The organism is Providencia huaxiensis, from assembly GCF_002843235.3.
Classification (GTDB): Bacteria; Pseudomonadota; Gammaproteobacteria; order Enterobacterales; family Enterobacteriaceae; genus Providencia; species Providencia huaxiensis.
In genome coordinates, this window is the sequence record NZ_CP031123.2 from 3,349,065 (window position 1) to 3,364,923 (window position 15,859).

Genomic DNA, 15,859 nt, shown 5'->3' on the forward strand with positions numbered 1-15,859 from the left:
AGGAGAACGCATGGAGTTTAGTGTAAAAAGTGGTAGCCCGGAAAAACAACGCAGTGCGTGTATTGTTGTCGGAGTCTTTGAACCACGCCGTCTGTCCCCAATTGCTGAACAGCTGGACAAAATAAGTGACGGATATATCAGCGCCCTGCTGCGCCGCGGCGAACTTGAGGGTAAAGTGGGGCAATCCCTGCTACTCCATCATGTACCCAACGTTCTGTCTGAACGCATTCTACTTATCGGCTGTGGTAAAGAACGCGAATTAGATGAGCGCCAATTTAAACAAATTATTCAGAAAACAATCAGTACGTTGAATGAAACGGGCTCAATGGAAGCCGTCTGTTTCTTAACTGAATTACATGTCAAAGGCCGCAATAACTACTGGAAAGTTCGTCAAGCTGTCGAAACAGCGAAAGAATCGCTGTATGTGTTTGATCAACTGAAAAGTAATAAAACAGAACATCGCCGCCCACTGCGTAAACTGGTATTCAATGTACCAACACGCCGTGAATTAACCAGTGGTGAGCGTGCTATTTCTCACGGATTAGCTATTGCATCTGGGGTTAAAGCAGCGAAAGATTTAAGTAATATGCCGCCAAACATCTGTAATGCAGGTTATTTAGCGTCCCAAGCACGTCAATTAGCAGATATTTCAGACAGCAAACTCACCACTCGAGTCATTGGTGAAGAGCAAATGAAAGAGTTAGGAATGAACGCCTATCTCGCGGTGGGTCAAGGTTCACAAAATGAATCGCTAATGTCCATCATGGAATATAAAGGCAGTTCAGACCCTGAAAGTAAGCCAATCGTTTTACTTGGTAAAGGTCTAACCTTTGACTCTGGCGGTATTTCAATCAAGCCATCCGAAGGCATGGATGAAATGAAATACGATATGTGTGGTGCCGCAAGTGTATATGGCGTCATGCGCTTTATCACTGAGTTGCAACTGCCAATCAATGTGATTGGGGTATTAGCTGGCTGTGAAAACATGCCAGGCGGTCGCGCTTATCGTCCGGGTGACATCCTAACGACGATGTCAGGGCAAACCGTTGAAGTCCTCAATACCGATGCCGAAGGCCGTTTAGTTCTGTGTGATGCTCTCACCTATATTGAACGTTTTGAGCCTGAGCTGGTTATCGATATCGCAACCTTAACAGGGGCTTGCGTGATTGCATTAGGTAGCCACTACACCGGTTTGATGTCAAACCATAACCCACTGGCTCACGAACTGTTAAATGCATCTGAGCAAGCGGGTGACCGTGCATGGCGTTTACCATTAGCCGATGAATATTTTGACCAAATCACACCGAACTTTGCGGATTTAGCCAATACAGGTGGTCGTCCTGCGGGGGCTATCACTGCAGGCTGTTTCCTATCTCGCTTTGCCACGAAATATAACTGGGCACACCTTGATATCGCAGGGACTGCTTGGCGTTCTGGCGCAGCGAAAGGGGCAACTGGTCGCCCTGTTTCTATGCTCGCACAGTTCTTATTGAACCGTGCCGGTCTTAATGGTGATGATTAATCCCATTTAGTGATTTAGCTGTATATCACTCGTAAAAATATCCCGATGAGCAATAGCGATTCGGGATATTATTTTTTGGTTTTTGATGTCCCAAGAAAGCCATTTTGAGCCAGCTATAAAAAAGGTTATAATTCAGCATAGAAATAATCTGGCTTTCAGTCACCAAAAGAACATAACCAACAACCCTGCAAATTGAAGGGTAGCTATTTACGCTATACCCTAAATAATTCAGTTTGTAGGTAGGCGGCAAGCGGTTGAGACCTTGGGAGCATACAAAAGTATGTGACTAAGGTGAAAACGTGTAGCCAACACCCCTACAGATTGAAGTATGACGGGTATAGACGGGTATATGAAAAAAGCAATATTCTATCAACTTGAACTTCCCTCGCCGTCATCAGAACTCGATGGCCACGAATTGTTAGCTTGTGAGCTTGCGGCTCAGCTATGGCGCAGTGGAAAACGCGTTTTGATTGCTTGCGAAACACAACAACAAGCTGAAAAGATTGATGAAGCCCTGTGGCAACGCGACCCGCACCAGTTTGTCCCGCATAATCTGGCAGGTGAAGGGCCACGTTATGGTGCTCCGATTGAAATTTGTTGGCCAGCTAAACGGGGAAATACTCCTCGTGATGTTCTGATTAATTTACAAAATCAATTCGCAGATTTTGCCACGGCTTTCCATGAAGTGGTAGACTTCGTACCTATTGATGAAACTTTAAAACAGTTGGCGCGTGAACGGTATAAAACTTACCGTAGCGTCGGCTTCAATTTGACTATGGCGGCGCCGCCAACTTACTGAATACAAAAAGACAATGGAAAAGAAACCAGATAGCCCAATGAATGAGCCTTCGCTCGATAAAACGTATAACCCCGCTGAGATTGAGCAATCTCTGTATGCTCACTGGGAGAAAAGCGGTTATTTTAAACCTAATGGGGATACCACCCAAGACAGCTTCTGCGTCGTCATTCCACCACCGAATGTCACTGGTAGCCTGCACATGGGGCATGCCTTCCAGCAAACCATCATGGACACCATGATCCGCTACCAACGTATGCAAGGTAAAAACACCTTATGGCAAACGGGGACAGACCATGCGGGTATCGCAACTCAGATGGTCGTTGAGCGTAAAATCGCAGCAGAAGAAGGTAAAAACCGCCACGACTACGGCCGCGATGCATTCATTGACAAAATCTGGGAATGGAAAGCGGAATCTGGCGGTACCATTTCACAACAAATGCGTCGTTTAGGCGACTCTGTTGATTGGGAACGTGAACGTTTCACTATGGATGAAGGCTTATCTAAAGCCGTTAAAGAAGCGTTCGTTCGCCTTTACAAAGAAAACTTAATTTATCGTGGTAAGCGCTTAGTTAACTGGGACCCGAAACTGCACACGGCAATTTCTGACTTAGAAGTTGAAAACCGTGAAGTTAAAGGCTCTATGTGGCACCTGCGTTATCCATTAGCTGATGGCGCAAAAACCGCTGAAGGCAAAGACTATTTAGTGGTCGCAACTACCCGCCCTGAAACCATGTTAGGGGATACCGGTGTCGCAGTTAACCCGGAAGATCCACGCTATAAAGATTTAATTGGCAAAGAAATTATTCTGCCAATTATCAATCGCCGTATTCCAATTGTGGGTGACGAACACGCCGACATGGAAAAAGGCACCGGTTGTGTGAAAATCACCCCTGCTCATGACTTTAATGACTATGAAGTCGGTAAACGCCATCAGTTAACCATGATTAACATGATGGACTTAGACGGTAACGTCCGTAATGAAGCAGAAGTTTTCGATACTAACGGTAACCCATCGACTGCATATAGCTGTGAAATCCCAGAAGCTTACCGCGGTATGGAACGTTTTGCGGCTCGTAAAGCTATCGTGGCAGAGTTCGAACAACTTGGCCTGTTAGTTGAAGTTAAACCACATGACTTAACTGTGCCTTACGGTGACCGTGGCGGCGTGGTTATTGAACCAATGCTGACCGACCAATGGTATGTACGTACCGAACCTTTAGCGCGTGATGCCATTAAAGCTGTTGAAGATGGCCGTATTCAATTCGTTCCACGCCAATATGAAAACATGTATTTCTCTTGGATGCGTGATATTCAAGACTGGTGTATTTCTCGCCAACTGTGGTGGGGTCATCGCATCCCTGCATGGTATGACGAAAAAGGCAATGTCTATGTGGGTCGCGATGAAGACGAAGTTCGTCGTGAAAACAATCTAAATGCGGATATCGCTCTGCGCCAAGATGATGACGTACTGGATACCTGGTTCTCTTCCGGTCTGTGGACATTCTCTACCCTAGGCTGGCCAGAAAATACCGATGCACTGAAAACTTTCCATCCAACCGATGTATTGGTCAGTGGTTTCGATATTATTTTCTTCTGGATCGCCCGTATGATCATGATGACCATGCATTTCATCAAAGATGAAAACGGTGAGCCACAAGTGCCATTTAAAACCGTCTACATGACAGGCCTGATCCGTGACGAAGAAGGCCAAAAAATGTCGAAATCCAAAGGGAACGTTATCGACCCACTGGATATGATTGACGGTATTTCTCTGGAAGACTTACTTGAAAAACGTACTGGCAACATGATGCAGCCACAACTGGCTGAGAAAATTGCTAAACGTACCCGTAAAGAGTATCCAGAAGGGATCGAAGCCCACGGTACTGATGCTCTGCGCTTTACTTTAGCAGCACTCGCATCAACAGGCCGTGATATTAACTGGGATATGAAACGTCTGTCAGGCTACCGTAACTTCTGTAATAAATTATGGAATGCGAGCCGTTTCGTCCTGATGAATACGGAAGGCCAAGACTGCGGTCAAAACGGTGGCGAAATGAGCTTCTCATTGGCTGACCGCTGGATCATGGCGCAATTTAATCAGACCGTGAAAGCTTACCGTGAAGCGTTAGATACTCACCGTTATGATATCGCAGCGGGTATTTTATATGATTTCACATGGAATGAATTCTGTGACTGGTACTTAGAGCTGTCTAAGCCTGCTGTTCATAAAGGTAACGAAGCGCAAGTCCGTGCAGCGCGTTTCACCCTGATTGAAGTGCTAGAAGGTTTACTGCGCCTTGCTCACCCAATCATTCCGTTTATCACTGAAACTATCTGGCAGCGTGTGAAAGTGGTTAAAGGCATTGATGCCGATACCATTATGTTGCAAGCGTTCCCTGAGTTTGATGCGGCTAAAGTGGATGAACTTGCGCTGAGCGACCTTGAGTGGATCAAAGAAGCCATTATTGCTGTCCGTAATATTCGTGCGGAAATGAACATTTCTCCAGGTAAGCCACTGGATGTGATGCTGCGTGGTGCTTCTGCTGATGCGAAACGTCGTATCGAAGAAAACCAAAGCTTTATCAAATCAATGGCACGTTTAGAAAGCATCCGCGTACTGGCTGATGGTGAAGAAGCACCGGTTTCCGTCACTAAACTCGTTGGCGGTGCAGAGCTGCTGATCCCAATGGCTGGCTTAGTCGATAAAGACGCAGAACTGGCTCGTTTAGATAAAGAGCTGGAAAAAGTGGTGAAAGAAATCGAAACCATTGAAAGCAAATTAGCTAACGAAGGTTTTGTGAGCCGCGCGCCTGCTGCCGTTGTTGAAAAAGAGCGTGAACGCTTAACTGCTAATATTGAAGCAAAAGCTAAAATTGAAGCGCAAAAAGTGACTATCGCCTCTTTATAATTATTAAGTAACTCATCATTTTTAAGCCCTTATCGATTCGTTGATAAGGGCTTTTTATTCGAGTATCATCAAATGACTGCGTTCGCAGTTCTCAGATTGAAGTTCCCTTCTGGTTCTCTCTACACTGAGTTGTACACAATAATAATCAAGAGTTTCACATGACAACACAAAACTACAAAATTCGTCTTATCGAACAACAAGATAACGCAGGCATTGCCGCAGTGATCCGCGAAGTTTCTGCTGAACATGGCTTAACCGCAGACAAAGGATTTGCCGTTGCAGACCCTATCTTAGATACCTTATTTGAAGTTTATAGCAAACCGCGCAGTGCTTACTGGGTGGTGGAAATGGATGGCGAAATTGTTGGCGGTGGCGGTGTTTCGCAAGTCGCAGGTGGTGATAGCCAAACAGCTGAGCTACAAAAAATGTACCTATCTTCTGTACTCAGAGGCAAAGGCCTAGCGAAGCAAATCGTACAAATGTCACTGGCGTTTGCTAAACAGCAAGGCTATACCCGCTGCTATTTAGAGACAACCAAAGAGCTCCAAGCGGCCATTAAGCTGTATGAAAAATTAGGTTTTGAATTTATTGATGAGCCACTGGGTAATACTGGCCATAGTGACTGTGAAATTCGCATGTTGAAAGCGCTATAGCTTTGCTATAAGTAAAATAGCGCCTCGAGAAGAGATGGCTTTAAGTTGGGCCTCCTACGATAAGGGGGCTATATTCTTTATTAATCCCCGAACAGTTCCATTTGTTGGCCGAGTTCCTGATCGACTTTATCCTGATACCATAATAACGCCTGATGACCGTTTCATTATCCCCTACTGTATCAGTAAAATACTCCCTACCCCCAAAATGGTTATTCATTGTCTTCAAATCAGTGCTAATAAATACCACTAAATACGCTTAAGGTTAGAGGAATTCTAACCAAGCTCGATACCATATAAACCAACTTTGCTGATTTATATCCCTCCACAATTTGTGTATTTCTTTTGGAAATAGCCAATAACTAAACTCAATAATAATGTGAGACACGTCACTTAACTAAAATTTTCCCCTTCCCCGCGACCAATGCGGCTGGTTGTTCAGTTTTTCCATGCTGTACTGAATAGACCAAATATCTGGGATAGTGATCTATCGATTTATCTCAATCATTTAATTGTTCAATACCTAATAATTAAGGAACAGAATGAATCTGCAATTCGCTAATTTCAAAAAAAACACATTGCTCTTACTCAGCACAGCCGTATTGACTTTAATTCCTATTACAGCAAATGCAACATGCCCTACAGGGCAAGAACAATATGACCGTTTAGATTTCATAGGTAAAGATGACACCGTTGTTTCAGTGGATCATAGGGGAGATATGAATGGCAAAGTTCCCGAAAATAGTCTGCTAGCGTTCCAAGGTTCATACAAGAAATGCAGGCACGCGATAGAAACGGATGTCAGACTTTCTAGTGACGGGGCTCTAATGGTTTTTCATGATGCTAATATTGGTCGTGTATTGGAAATGGATTACAACCCTGAAACAAATAGCGGCCCGAATCCCCCTATATCAAGTCTTACTCAACGTGAAATTCAATCAAAACAAATGCATTCTGTTAACTGGGATGCGACGAATCAATATGTACCAACGGTTGAAGAAGTTATCACAGATTACATAGCAAACAATGGTCAATCTCTTTTTTATTTTGATATTAAAGATGAAAAAGCAATTATTATGGTTGCGAAAGCGATTTCTGAAGAAGCTAAAACACATCCTGATGTTCTAAAGCGATTTATTGTCAAATTTGGTATGGAGCATGTGCCAACTTATGAAAAGTGGCAAGAACTGCTTATAAAGGAAGGCGCGAACTCCGCCGTTATGGCAAACCCTTATATTAGTCCCTGGGGAGCGGAAAAAATCAATAAAATGGATATACCTAACCCTCCAGGTGAACAATATGAGGACAATACCAGTCGAGCGGTTGCTTCTTGGGCTCGGCAACCCGCTAAATTGGTGCCAAATGTTGAGGTTGTGATTAAAAACTCAGATGATTTTATTACAACTACGAAGCGTCTTTCAGATCAAGGTATGTATGAAAAGCCAACTAGCTTAGAAAGTGATAACACTTTTAAAGGCTCAATGGCTCGAATGATCTCAATTATTAAAAGCAAACAAAAAGCACTAGGGTTATTTGTGCCCAATCCAGATTTCATTCAATGGAAAAGAGACAAAGTTACTCAAGGAGTAACCATTAAGAGCACTACGGATGGTCGGCAGTTAAATATTGAAAGTGCCTATATTCTTAATACTGGTAACTGTTGTTACACAATGGAAGAGCGATTAGGTCCTAACGAACAAAAAGATATCCGCATGAACCTAGCATGGGCCAGAAGTATTGGTGCAAATGTAATTACGGTTGATGACCCTGACTCCGTTGATACTTATTACAAAATGCAAGGCGAGTTGGATAAAGTCGCGATTCCAGTTACTGTAAAACCGTCAAAAGAGATGAACTCCGTCCTTTCTCGTCAACTTAATTTGCTAGACAATTTTCCAAAAGAAAACAGCATATTTATCAAGCCCTGGTTAGGTGAAGCAGCATGGGGCTGGGGAGGTGTAGTCTGTCTTTGGGATAACTTTGATGGCGATCATTATGCTTGGACCTATCGGTGCGATTATTCCAATGCGACAGCTGATGGTTATCATAAAGTATTTCATACAAAAGTGATTGAAAAGCATAAGTATTCTTCAGAAGCAGGCGCTGCTATTCAAATTTTTAATGAAAACTCAGAATACTGCCTAACCGTAGATAGAGATGCAAGAAGGCGACTGCTGTGGGAAAAAGGCTGTAAAACCGCGGAAGAGCAATCTCTATTTATTTTCGATAGAAACCATTTAATTCCTATTCAGTATTATCACTCAGAAACTGGGCGACAAATGGTTAGAAATATGAACGAAGGCATGTATGGGACTGATATGTATGGCTCTTTGGCAACTGGTAATTATGTAGAAGATGACACATGGGGACTGTGGGGGATATATAACAGTAGTAATTGATAGTAATATTAGGCCAGATAATTTGTCTGGCCTAATATTAATGCTCTAAAGTCACCGCCTGCACATGTGGGAGCTGTTTGAGTGCTATGTAAAACTCAGTTAACGTCATTTTTTGCCTGACATTCACTCTCAAGTTAACTTCAACACGCTCCTTTTTTAAATCCCGAATATTTAGACTGTCTATTATATTTTTGTTCGATTTCAGGTAGTCAATCATTAACTGCAAGCCATCCTCATCATTGAACAACATTCGGATATTTAATTTACCAAGTTTTTTGCTCTTTGCTTGATAGAGCAAGACTTGTGGGCTAATCCATATTGCAACAAAAAATAAGACCGTCACTGCGATAGCATGAATATAAAAACCATTTCCTGACGCTATACCAATCCCAGCTGAAGCCCACACAATTGCAGCGGTTGTTAAGCCTGAGATGGCATCATCGCTGCGGTGCATGATGACCCCTGCACCTAAAAAGCCAATCCCACTAATAATCTGCGCCGCTAGCCTCATGGGATCGCTACGTATATTGTCGGATATCCCTGCGTAGTATTCGTTAACAGGCAGCTAGCAACAGAAATGATAACACATGTGGTAAAACCAACCGGTTTACCTTTTGCTTCCCTTTCTAAACCAAGGAGGCCGCCTAAGACAAAGGCGACCATCAACTTGATTAATGTAGGAGGGAAGCTGCTTAACTGCTCATAAATATAGGTTAAGCCTTCCATTTACCTCTCTCCTCACTCCATTTATTTCTCAACAACAGCATCCACATTGTGATTATCTTGCTGCGTTGTTTTCTTTTTTGAAACATCATCTTTAAAGAAAATAAGGAAGAAGACTAATACAACGGCTGCAACTACTGTTGGGTAGTGCCAATAGGTAACCCATTGAGGCAGTGACGCGGCTCCTGTCTCTGTGACTGTATTGTTGAAAATATAACCACAGACAGTTGAAGCAAATAATAAGCCTGCACCATTAGAGACGATAAAGCGGATCCCTTGAGCCTGAGCTCGGATTTCTGGGCGCGCCTTTTTATCAACATAGATGTCGCCTGCAGTAAAGAAAAAGTCCCAACACAAACCTTGCAGTAACAGGCCGATGATAATGAACATCGTGCCAGTATCCATTGCTGCATAAGAGAAAAGGATTGTTCGGATAATCCAAGAGCCAATACCTAATGCTAATGTAATTTTAAACCCGAATTTTAACAGCACGAATGACAGCACAAACATGAAGACGATTTCACAGGCCACGCCAATCTGCATCATAGATGCTGCGTTATCGAACCCAAGCGCCTTAATGAATACCGGAATATAAGCGGAATAAGCTGTTTTTGGGATCATGAGCACAAAGATGCTAAACATGAGAATTGCGAAATAGCGGTCTTTAAATAAAGAAAGTGCGTCAAGACATAGAATATCCCTAGGCTTAAATGGTTGGTCTTTTGCTTTCGGAGGCGTGTCCGGCAGTGTTAAACAGTATAGAGCTAGCACAACACCTGCACCCGCAGCAATATACCAAGTCATGGTACTACCAGAGAAGCCCATTTCACCCATGATGAATCCCACAACCATGAAACCGAAATTTCCAAACACTCGGATAACCGGGAACATTTTCACGCCGTTAATGTGCGAGAAAGTAATACTATTGGAGAGTGCTGTGGTAGGGTAAAACAGCAAACCGACGATAAAGATCAGTAACAAGGTCATTCCAACATTCTGTGTTTCCACAAATTGAGGCACCGTTAGCAACACACCTGCATTGATAATGTGAAGTACAGCCATAACCTTTTGTGATGAAAAGAATCTATCCGCAATCATTCCGATGAAGAGTGGTGACATGATAGTCGCCAGTCCCAGTAAAGCATAAGCATTACCAATGATGTTAGCCATTCCATAAGAACTCAATACCAGTCCCATCGTCATATTCCATGCGCCTTGCATGAAATATTGGACAAACATCATAATCAACAGCCTGGAAGTTATATTCACGCTCATAGTGATCTCCTTAGTTTGCTTCAACCGTGAGGCCGTCAGAAGCAACTAAAATGTTATGTTCAGCGCAAATACTTTCCAGATTTTCATGTAATAAACGCGCGCTGTGTGAGATATGGGAAACCAATGTTTTTGTCTTCGAGTGTATACAGCCTTGATCTTCCAGCTTCTGTTTGGCTGCAAACACGGTTTCCAAACTCATGTGATTGTCCGTTCTATCATCACCATTCAAGCCATAGGTACATTCTAAAACAACGATATCCAACGGCTTATCGACAAGCCAGTTCCAAGTCAATTCAGGGAACCAACCGGAGTCATGTCCATAAAAAATACTCTTTCCACCTTTCTCTACATGATACACAAAACAATATTCCCACTTTGCATGATTAGCCAGCAAGGGGGTGATTTTATAGCCATTATGCTCAACGGTTTCATAGGGAACCATACAATGAAAGCCGAAGCGCTCTTTGCTGTAACCAGGTAAAACACTGATAGAGCCATTAATTGCTCTGTCGTTACCAAAAATGTGCAAAGGGTGACATATTTCGTAGCCATAACCTTCCATACGGCTATATAAATCGCCAACATTAAAGTGGTCAGGGTGAGTATGCGTAAAAAGAAGCGTTTCAATATCAGTCGCATCACGACCATCTCGCAATAACTGATGACTGAACGTCGGAGACATATCTACTAGCATAACATCATCAATGATAGCGGATGACTGGGTTCGAATATCTTTTCCGCCTAGCCGGCGTGCCTCTAAACAATGTTCACATCGACAAAATGGATTTGGGATACCTTCGGAAGCAGCTGTACCTAAAAAATGGATTTTCATAGTGAATTCCTTTTATTTGTAATTATCATGCTTATCTGCATTTGATACGTATCAATATATATAATTTAAGATAATCACAAAGCTTTTATAGTGAATTAAGTGATCATGTTCAAAGTAAAATTCACTAATACCAAAAATATCAATGCAATAAGTCAAAGTTAATTAGATGTAAAAGAATTGAATTCATTATGTTCTTAGTCATACAATAAGTCCTATATGATGATACGAATCAATTTCATTTATCTTTATATAACCTCAAATTAAGGTATTATTATTGACAGTCAATTTGGAGGGGATAATCAATGGCAACGATGAGGGATATTTGTAGGATTGCTGGTGTTTCGCACGGCACAGTCTCTAATGTGTTAAATGGGCGTGGTAACGTCAGCGTAGAGAAAATGGAAGCTGTGTTAAATGCAGCCAAAGAACTGGGCTATAGCGTTAACACACAAGCTCAATTACTCAGAGCAAATACAAATATTAAGATTGCTATTGTACTCCCCCACCTAACATCAGAAAAATACACTGTACTATTCAACTCTATTCGCCAAACGATCGAAGAGTGTTCAGATTTGCCATTTGATATCTTCCTGACTGATGACCTCAAATCTAAAGAATTGAAAGTGCTGCAAAAAATCGCCTCCGGTGGATATAAAAGTGTTATCTCTGTTAGTTGTCTTGATGATGCTGCTATTTATTTTGATACGCTTCAAATTGCCCCTGAAAATGTGACTTTTGTCTATCGAAAACCCCAAAATGCTAAAATCCATTTTGGCCTTGACTACGTTCAGGCAGCTGAAGCCATCGCAAATCAGATAGCAAAAAACTCATATAAAAGAATTGGAGTTTTTGCCGAGGCCTCACATCATTTGAATAGTGAGGAGTTTGTGCGGGAAGTACGGCTATCATTACAAAAATACGTGCCGAATATCGAAATTGTTGTGTGCTACTCAAGCGACCTCGAATCCTACAATACCGCATTTGATTTTTTCGCAAATAACCAAAAGTTAGATGCAATCATTACGCAAGATCTCGAAAGAACTCGATATATCACTCAGGCTAGTTATTTCGGAAGCTCGAGAGCTGCGCCCCGTATTTTTTCATTAACTGGCAGCACACCGCCAATGGTTAATGGAATATATTGCTCCCCGATTAATTACGCCCAATTAGGTCAAGATGTTGCTATTCGCTTATTTCAAAATGAGGGGCAAAAGCTAGAACAGGAACCGCAAATCTCCAACCCTTGTAGCCGTGTTTACACCAGTGAGGTTAGAGATGGTGAACGTCTTCGAATTGATACGCTTAATTTACTAACGATCCCCAGTCCTTCAACCGACGCATTACAAAAGCTGCTTCCTAACTTTTTCGCCCAAACAGGAGTCCACGTTAATATCTCTGTTCGCCCCTTTGGTGAGATATTCAACATCCTTAATACGATAGAAGAGCATGCTTTTTACGATTTATTACGCGTTGATGTCGCTTTCTTTCCTTGGTTTGCAGAAAAGACACTCGTTCCACTTAGTGCGATAGGTAATGGATTAACAGACTTGCAATCAAAGTACACAGAACAAAAGCAAAACCGATTCTGTTTGGTTAATGGCACAGCCTATGCAATGCCGTTGGATGCAAGTGTACAACTTATGTTTTACAGAAAAGACCTATTCGAAGACCCAATTACAAAACGCATGTACTTTGAATCGACAGGCAAAGAGCTGAAAGTTCCTTCTACTTTTGAAGAATACGACAAAATAAGCCATTTTTTCTATACTCATCGAGAAGCAGGCAACGAGAATAAACCTTATGGCTCCTCTTCGACAACAGGCAGTGCTGGAATAATCTCATCAGAGTACCTGCTACGCTATTATGCCGCAGGTGGACGCTTGTTTGACACCAGTACAGAACCAAGTTTAAGCCCTTTGATTGCTGAGAAAGTGCTTACTGACTACATGAACCAACTCTCCTACACAGACCGGATTAACAGTGAGTGGTGGGGAGAATCGATAAAACGGTTTGAGTCAGGAGGCCTTGCGATGAATATCGCGTATATGAATTTATTTAATGATGTAGCTCATAGCCCCATGTCCAATAACATTGGATTCGCCCCAGTGCCTGGAGGAAAGCCTCAAATTGGCGGTGGGGTTTTAGGTATGTCACGTTGTAGTAAAAAGACAGAATTAGTCGAGCATTTTTACCGCTGGCTATACTCTGACGTCATTCAGGATCATATACTGATGCTTGGTGGGAATACTATTCAGCGTAATTATATTTACATGCAAGAGGTTAGGCAGCGTTATCCTTGGCTTTCGCTTTCATATAATGAAATTAGGACGGGAGTCCGTGAATCCACAATGCCTAATGGAGAAGCATTTAATCTTCGTCAGGCTGAAAATATCATTGGCCGTGGGGTCATTGATGCTTTAGATGGGTTAATGACCATTCAGGAAACCATTCAGAAGATAAATCTAGGGTTAAAAAATCTTTAAAAATACAGGCCACAGCCTCTCGAGGCCGTGGTCTTGTTTAATTTTTATAATGTATATCACTAACGGCTCTTAGTTTCTCTGCAGCCTGTTCTGGAGTCAAATCTCGTTGCGTTTCAGCCAACATTTCATAGCCTACCATAAATTTTCGTACTGAAGATGAACGTAGTAATGGCGGATAAAATTGGGCGTGTAACTGCCAATGGTTAATGCTCTGGCCATCCTTGAAGAAAGGTGCAAAGTGCCATCCCATCGAGTAAGGGAAAGATGTTTTGAACAGGTTGTCATAGCGTGAAGTGAGCTTTTTTAATGCAAGTGCGAGGTCACCCTGCATCTCTTCCGTTAATTCATTCATGCGATGAACAATTGATTTTGGCATCAATATTGTTTCAAATGGCCAAGCCGCCCAATATGGAACCACCGCAATCCAATGCTCCGTTTCTACCACCGTGCGTTTTCCGTCACTCATTTCAAAAGCAGCGTAGTCCAAAAGGAGATTGGAGCCATTTTCCTTATAGTAACGCTGTAGGTTTTCATCTTTTCGCTTTATTTCGTTAGGAAGAAAATCAGAGGCCCAAATCTGCCCGTGAGGGTGAGGTTGTGAGCACCCCATCATTTCACCTTTGTTTTCAAACGCTTGAACCCACAAATACTCCTCCCCAAGTTCAGAAAGCTGTTCGTTCCATGTTTTCACGACGTCTTTAATTTGTGAAACACTCAGTTCTGGCAATGTTTTACTGTGATCTGGAGAAAAGCATATCACTCGACTAAGACCTCGCACAGCTTGAGTGCGGAGCAAACGAGTTATATTTTCAGGCTGTGCAGAACCTTGCGGTGTTAAGGCAGAAAAGTCATTTTGGAAAACAAAAGTTCCTTTGTAGTCTGGGTTTATCTCACCTGAGACTCTTTTATTTGTTGGGCATAAAAAACACTTTTCATCATATTCAGGCTGTTTTGTTGCCTCAGGAGCCTCATCCATGCCATTCCACGGTCTTTTAGCTCGGTGAGGTGACACAAGCACCCACTGGTCAGTTAGCGGGTTATACCGGCGATGTGGCACCTCTGTTGGGTCGAATTTGGGTAAACTCATGTTGGACCTCATTTATTAATATTTGAATCGTTGTAGCCTTCCGGGTTATTGCTTTGCCAACGCCAAGCATCATCAGCCATATCCTGAATGTTTCGTGTTGCCTTCCAGTGGAGTTCACGTTGGGCTTTCTCCGGTGTTGACCAATACTCTGCAATATCACCTTGACGACGGGCTTTAAATTCGTGAGCAATGGGCTTGCCACAAGCAACCTCAAATGCATGAAGCATTTCTAAAACACTGGTACCTTTGCCCGTTCCCAAATTATAAACATGTAGCCCAGGCTGCTTGCTCACCACATCCAGTGCTGCAACATGTCCATCCGCCAGATCCATAACGTGGATATAATCCCGAACGCCAGTACCATCAATCGTGGGGTAGTCATCACCAAAAATTGAAAGGATAGGACGCTTACCAACAGCGACTTGAGTAATATAAGGGGTAAGATTATTGGGGATCCCTGACGGGTCTTCCCCCATCTCGCCAGACGAGTGTGCCCCGACGGGGTTAAAATAACGTAACAGGGTTATTGACCACTCAGGCGCTGAACTCTGCAAGTCCGTTAAAATACGTTCAACCATGTGCTTGCTCGTTCCGTAAGGGCTGGTCGTTGCCCCCGTACTGAAGGTTTCGTCTATAGGTACAGTGTCAGGCTCACCGTAAACAGTGGCAGACGAACTGAAAATGATGCTGTGAATGCCATGTTCTTGCATTACTTTAAGCAATACAAGCGTGCCATTGACGTTTACATCATAGTAACTAAGTGGCTTTTCAACAGACTCGCCCACTGCCTTTAAACCTGCAAAATGAATAACAGATTGAATATTATGTGCTTTAAAGATACAGCGAAGCATACTTGCTTCTCTTATATCCCCTTCGAAAAATACAGGACGGACACCTGTCAGTTTTTCAATTCGGTTTAACACTTCTATATTCGAATTTATTAGATTATCGAGTATCACAGGGATATAACCCGCTTTAATGAGTTCGACACAAGTATGACTTCCGATATAGCCCATTCCCCCTGAGACTAAAATTTCTACTTTTTCCATATTGACCTCGCTGAATCGATTTTATCAATCATACGATTTGAACGTATCAATTCCATGTGTTGGTGTTAAAAATTGAACAGAGATCACAATACATATCCAAAATTAATTTTAATTACGAATTGCCAATAGGGT

The 15,859-nt window shown here is 42.6% G+C and carries 10 protein-coding genes and 1 pseudogene; 6 read left to right on the forward strand and 5 right to left on the reverse strand.

Translation table 11 applies throughout. From position 1 onward, the window contains the following. Positions 1–10: 10 nt before the first annotated feature. The 5 genes from pepA to CYG50_RS17095 all read left to right on the forward strand — a co-directional run bounded on the left by pepA (position 11) and on the right by CYG50_RS17095 (position 8,278). Positions 11–1,522: a leucyl aminopeptidase gene (gene pepA / locus CYG50_RS17075; protein ID WP_102138169.1), complete on the forward strand. Its 1,512-nt coding sequence runs from the start codon at positions 11–13 to the stop codon at positions 1,520–1,522. A gap of 349 nt (positions 1,523–1,871) precedes the next feature. Then, complete coding sequence (locus CYG50_RS17080; protein ID WP_102138261.1) at positions 1,872–2,321, forward strand: DNA polymerase III subunit chi; 450 nt, start codon at positions 1,872–1,874, stop codon at positions 2,319–2,321. A 37-nt stretch (positions 2,322–2,358) separates the two neighbouring features. Then, complete coding sequence (locus CYG50_RS17085; protein ID WP_181490177.1) at positions 2,359–5,229, forward strand: valine--tRNA ligase; 2,871 nt, start codon at positions 2,359–2,361, stop codon at positions 5,227–5,229. 158 nt (positions 5,230–5,387) lie between these two features. Further along, positions 5,388–5,882, forward strand: coding sequence for a GNAT family N-acetyltransferase (locus CYG50_RS17090; RefSeq protein WP_102138171.1), 495 nt, complete (start codon positions 5,388–5,390; stop codon positions 5,880–5,882). A 539-nt stretch (positions 5,883–6,421) separates the two neighbouring features. Continuing rightward, entirely contained in the window at positions 6,422–8,278 is a 1,857-nt protein-coding gene (locus CYG50_RS17095; RefSeq protein ID WP_102138172.1) for a glycerophosphodiester phosphodiesterase family protein, read from the forward strand. A 37-nt stretch (positions 8,279–8,315) separates the two neighbouring features. Here the strand turns inward: CYG50_RS17095 and CYG50_RS17100 are convergent. The 3 genes and pseudogenes from CYG50_RS17100 to CYG50_RS17110 all read right to left on the reverse strand — a co-directional run bounded on the left by CYG50_RS17100 (position 8,316) and on the right by CYG50_RS17110 (position 11,108). Next, positions 8,316–9,004: pseudogene (locus tag CYG50_RS17100) on the reverse strand (MgtC/SapB family protein). 21 nt (positions 9,005–9,025) lie between these two features. Further along, a complete protein-coding gene (locus CYG50_RS17105) occupies positions 9,026–10,276 on the reverse strand; it encodes an MFS transporter (protein WP_102138173.1) in 1,251 nt (416 codons plus the stop codon). Positions 10,277–10,286: 10 nt separating this feature from the next. Next, positions 10,287–11,108, reverse strand: coding sequence for an MBL fold metallo-hydrolase (locus CYG50_RS17110; protein ID WP_102138174.1), 822 nt, complete (start codon positions 11,106–11,108; stop codon positions 10,287–10,289). 302 nt (positions 11,109–11,410) lie between these two features. Between CYG50_RS17110 and CYG50_RS17115 the strand changes: the two genes are divergently transcribed. Beyond that, positions 11,411–13,591, forward strand: a complete 2,181-nt coding sequence (locus tag CYG50_RS17115) for an extracellular solute-binding protein (RefSeq protein WP_102138175.1) — start codon at positions 11,411–11,413, stop codon at positions 13,589–13,591. Between the two features lie 37 nt (positions 13,592–13,628). On the opposite strand, the gene CYG50_RS17120 is transcribed toward CYG50_RS17115, so the two are convergent. Both CYG50_RS17120 and galE read right to left on the reverse strand, forming a co-directional pair. After that, the gene (locus CYG50_RS17120) at positions 13,629–14,678 is read right to left on the reverse strand and encodes a UDP-glucose--hexose-1-phosphate uridylyltransferase (RefSeq protein WP_102138176.1); all 1,050 of its coding nucleotides are present in this window, start codon (positions 14,676–14,678) and stop codon (positions 13,629–13,631) included. Positions 14,679–14,686: 8 nt separating this feature from the next. Further along, positions 14,687–15,727, reverse strand: a complete 1,041-nt coding sequence (gene galE, locus CYG50_RS17125) for a UDP-glucose 4-epimerase GalE (RefSeq protein WP_102138177.1) — start codon at positions 15,725–15,727, stop codon at positions 14,687–14,689. Positions 15,728–15,859: the final 132 nt, after the last annotated feature.

Excerpts from the sequence above, each read along its gene's own strand:
- pepA (WP_102138169.1), top strand. The coding sequence starts at position 11 with ATGGAGTTTAGTGTAAAAAGTGGTAGCCCGGAAAAACAACGCAGTGCG.
- CYG50_RS17095 (WP_102138172.1), top strand. The coding sequence starts at position 6,422 with ATGAATCTGCAATTCGCTAATTTCAAAAAAAACACATTGCTCTTACTC.
- CYG50_RS17110 (WP_102138174.1), bottom strand. The coding sequence starts at position 11,108 with ATGAAAATCCATTTTTTAGGTACAGCTGCTTCCGAAGGTATCCCAAAT.
- CYG50_RS17085 (WP_181490177.1), top strand. The coding sequence starts at position 2,359 with ATGAATGAGCCTTCGCTCGATAAAACGTATAACCCCGCTGAGATTGAG.
- CYG50_RS17120 (WP_102138176.1), bottom strand. The coding sequence starts at position 14,678 with ATGAGTTTACCCAAATTCGACCCAACAGAGGTGCCACATCGCCGGTAT.
- CYG50_RS17115 (WP_102138175.1), top strand. The coding sequence starts at position 11,411 with ATGGCAACGATGAGGGATATTTGTAGGATTGCTGGTGTTTCGCACGGC.
- galE (WP_102138177.1), bottom strand. The coding sequence starts at position 15,727 with ATGGAAAAAGTAGAAATTTTAGTCTCAGGGGGAATGGGCTATATCGGA.
- CYG50_RS17080 (WP_102138261.1), top strand. The coding sequence starts at position 1,872 with ATGAAAAAAGCAATATTCTATCAACTTGAACTTCCCTCGCCGTCATCA.
- CYG50_RS17105 (WP_102138173.1), bottom strand. The coding sequence starts at position 10,276 with ATGAGCGTGAATATAACTTCCAGGCTGTTGATTATGATGTTTGTCCAA.
- CYG50_RS17090 (WP_102138171.1), top strand. The coding sequence starts at position 5,388 with ATGACAACACAAAACTACAAAATTCGTCTTATCGAACAACAAGATAAC.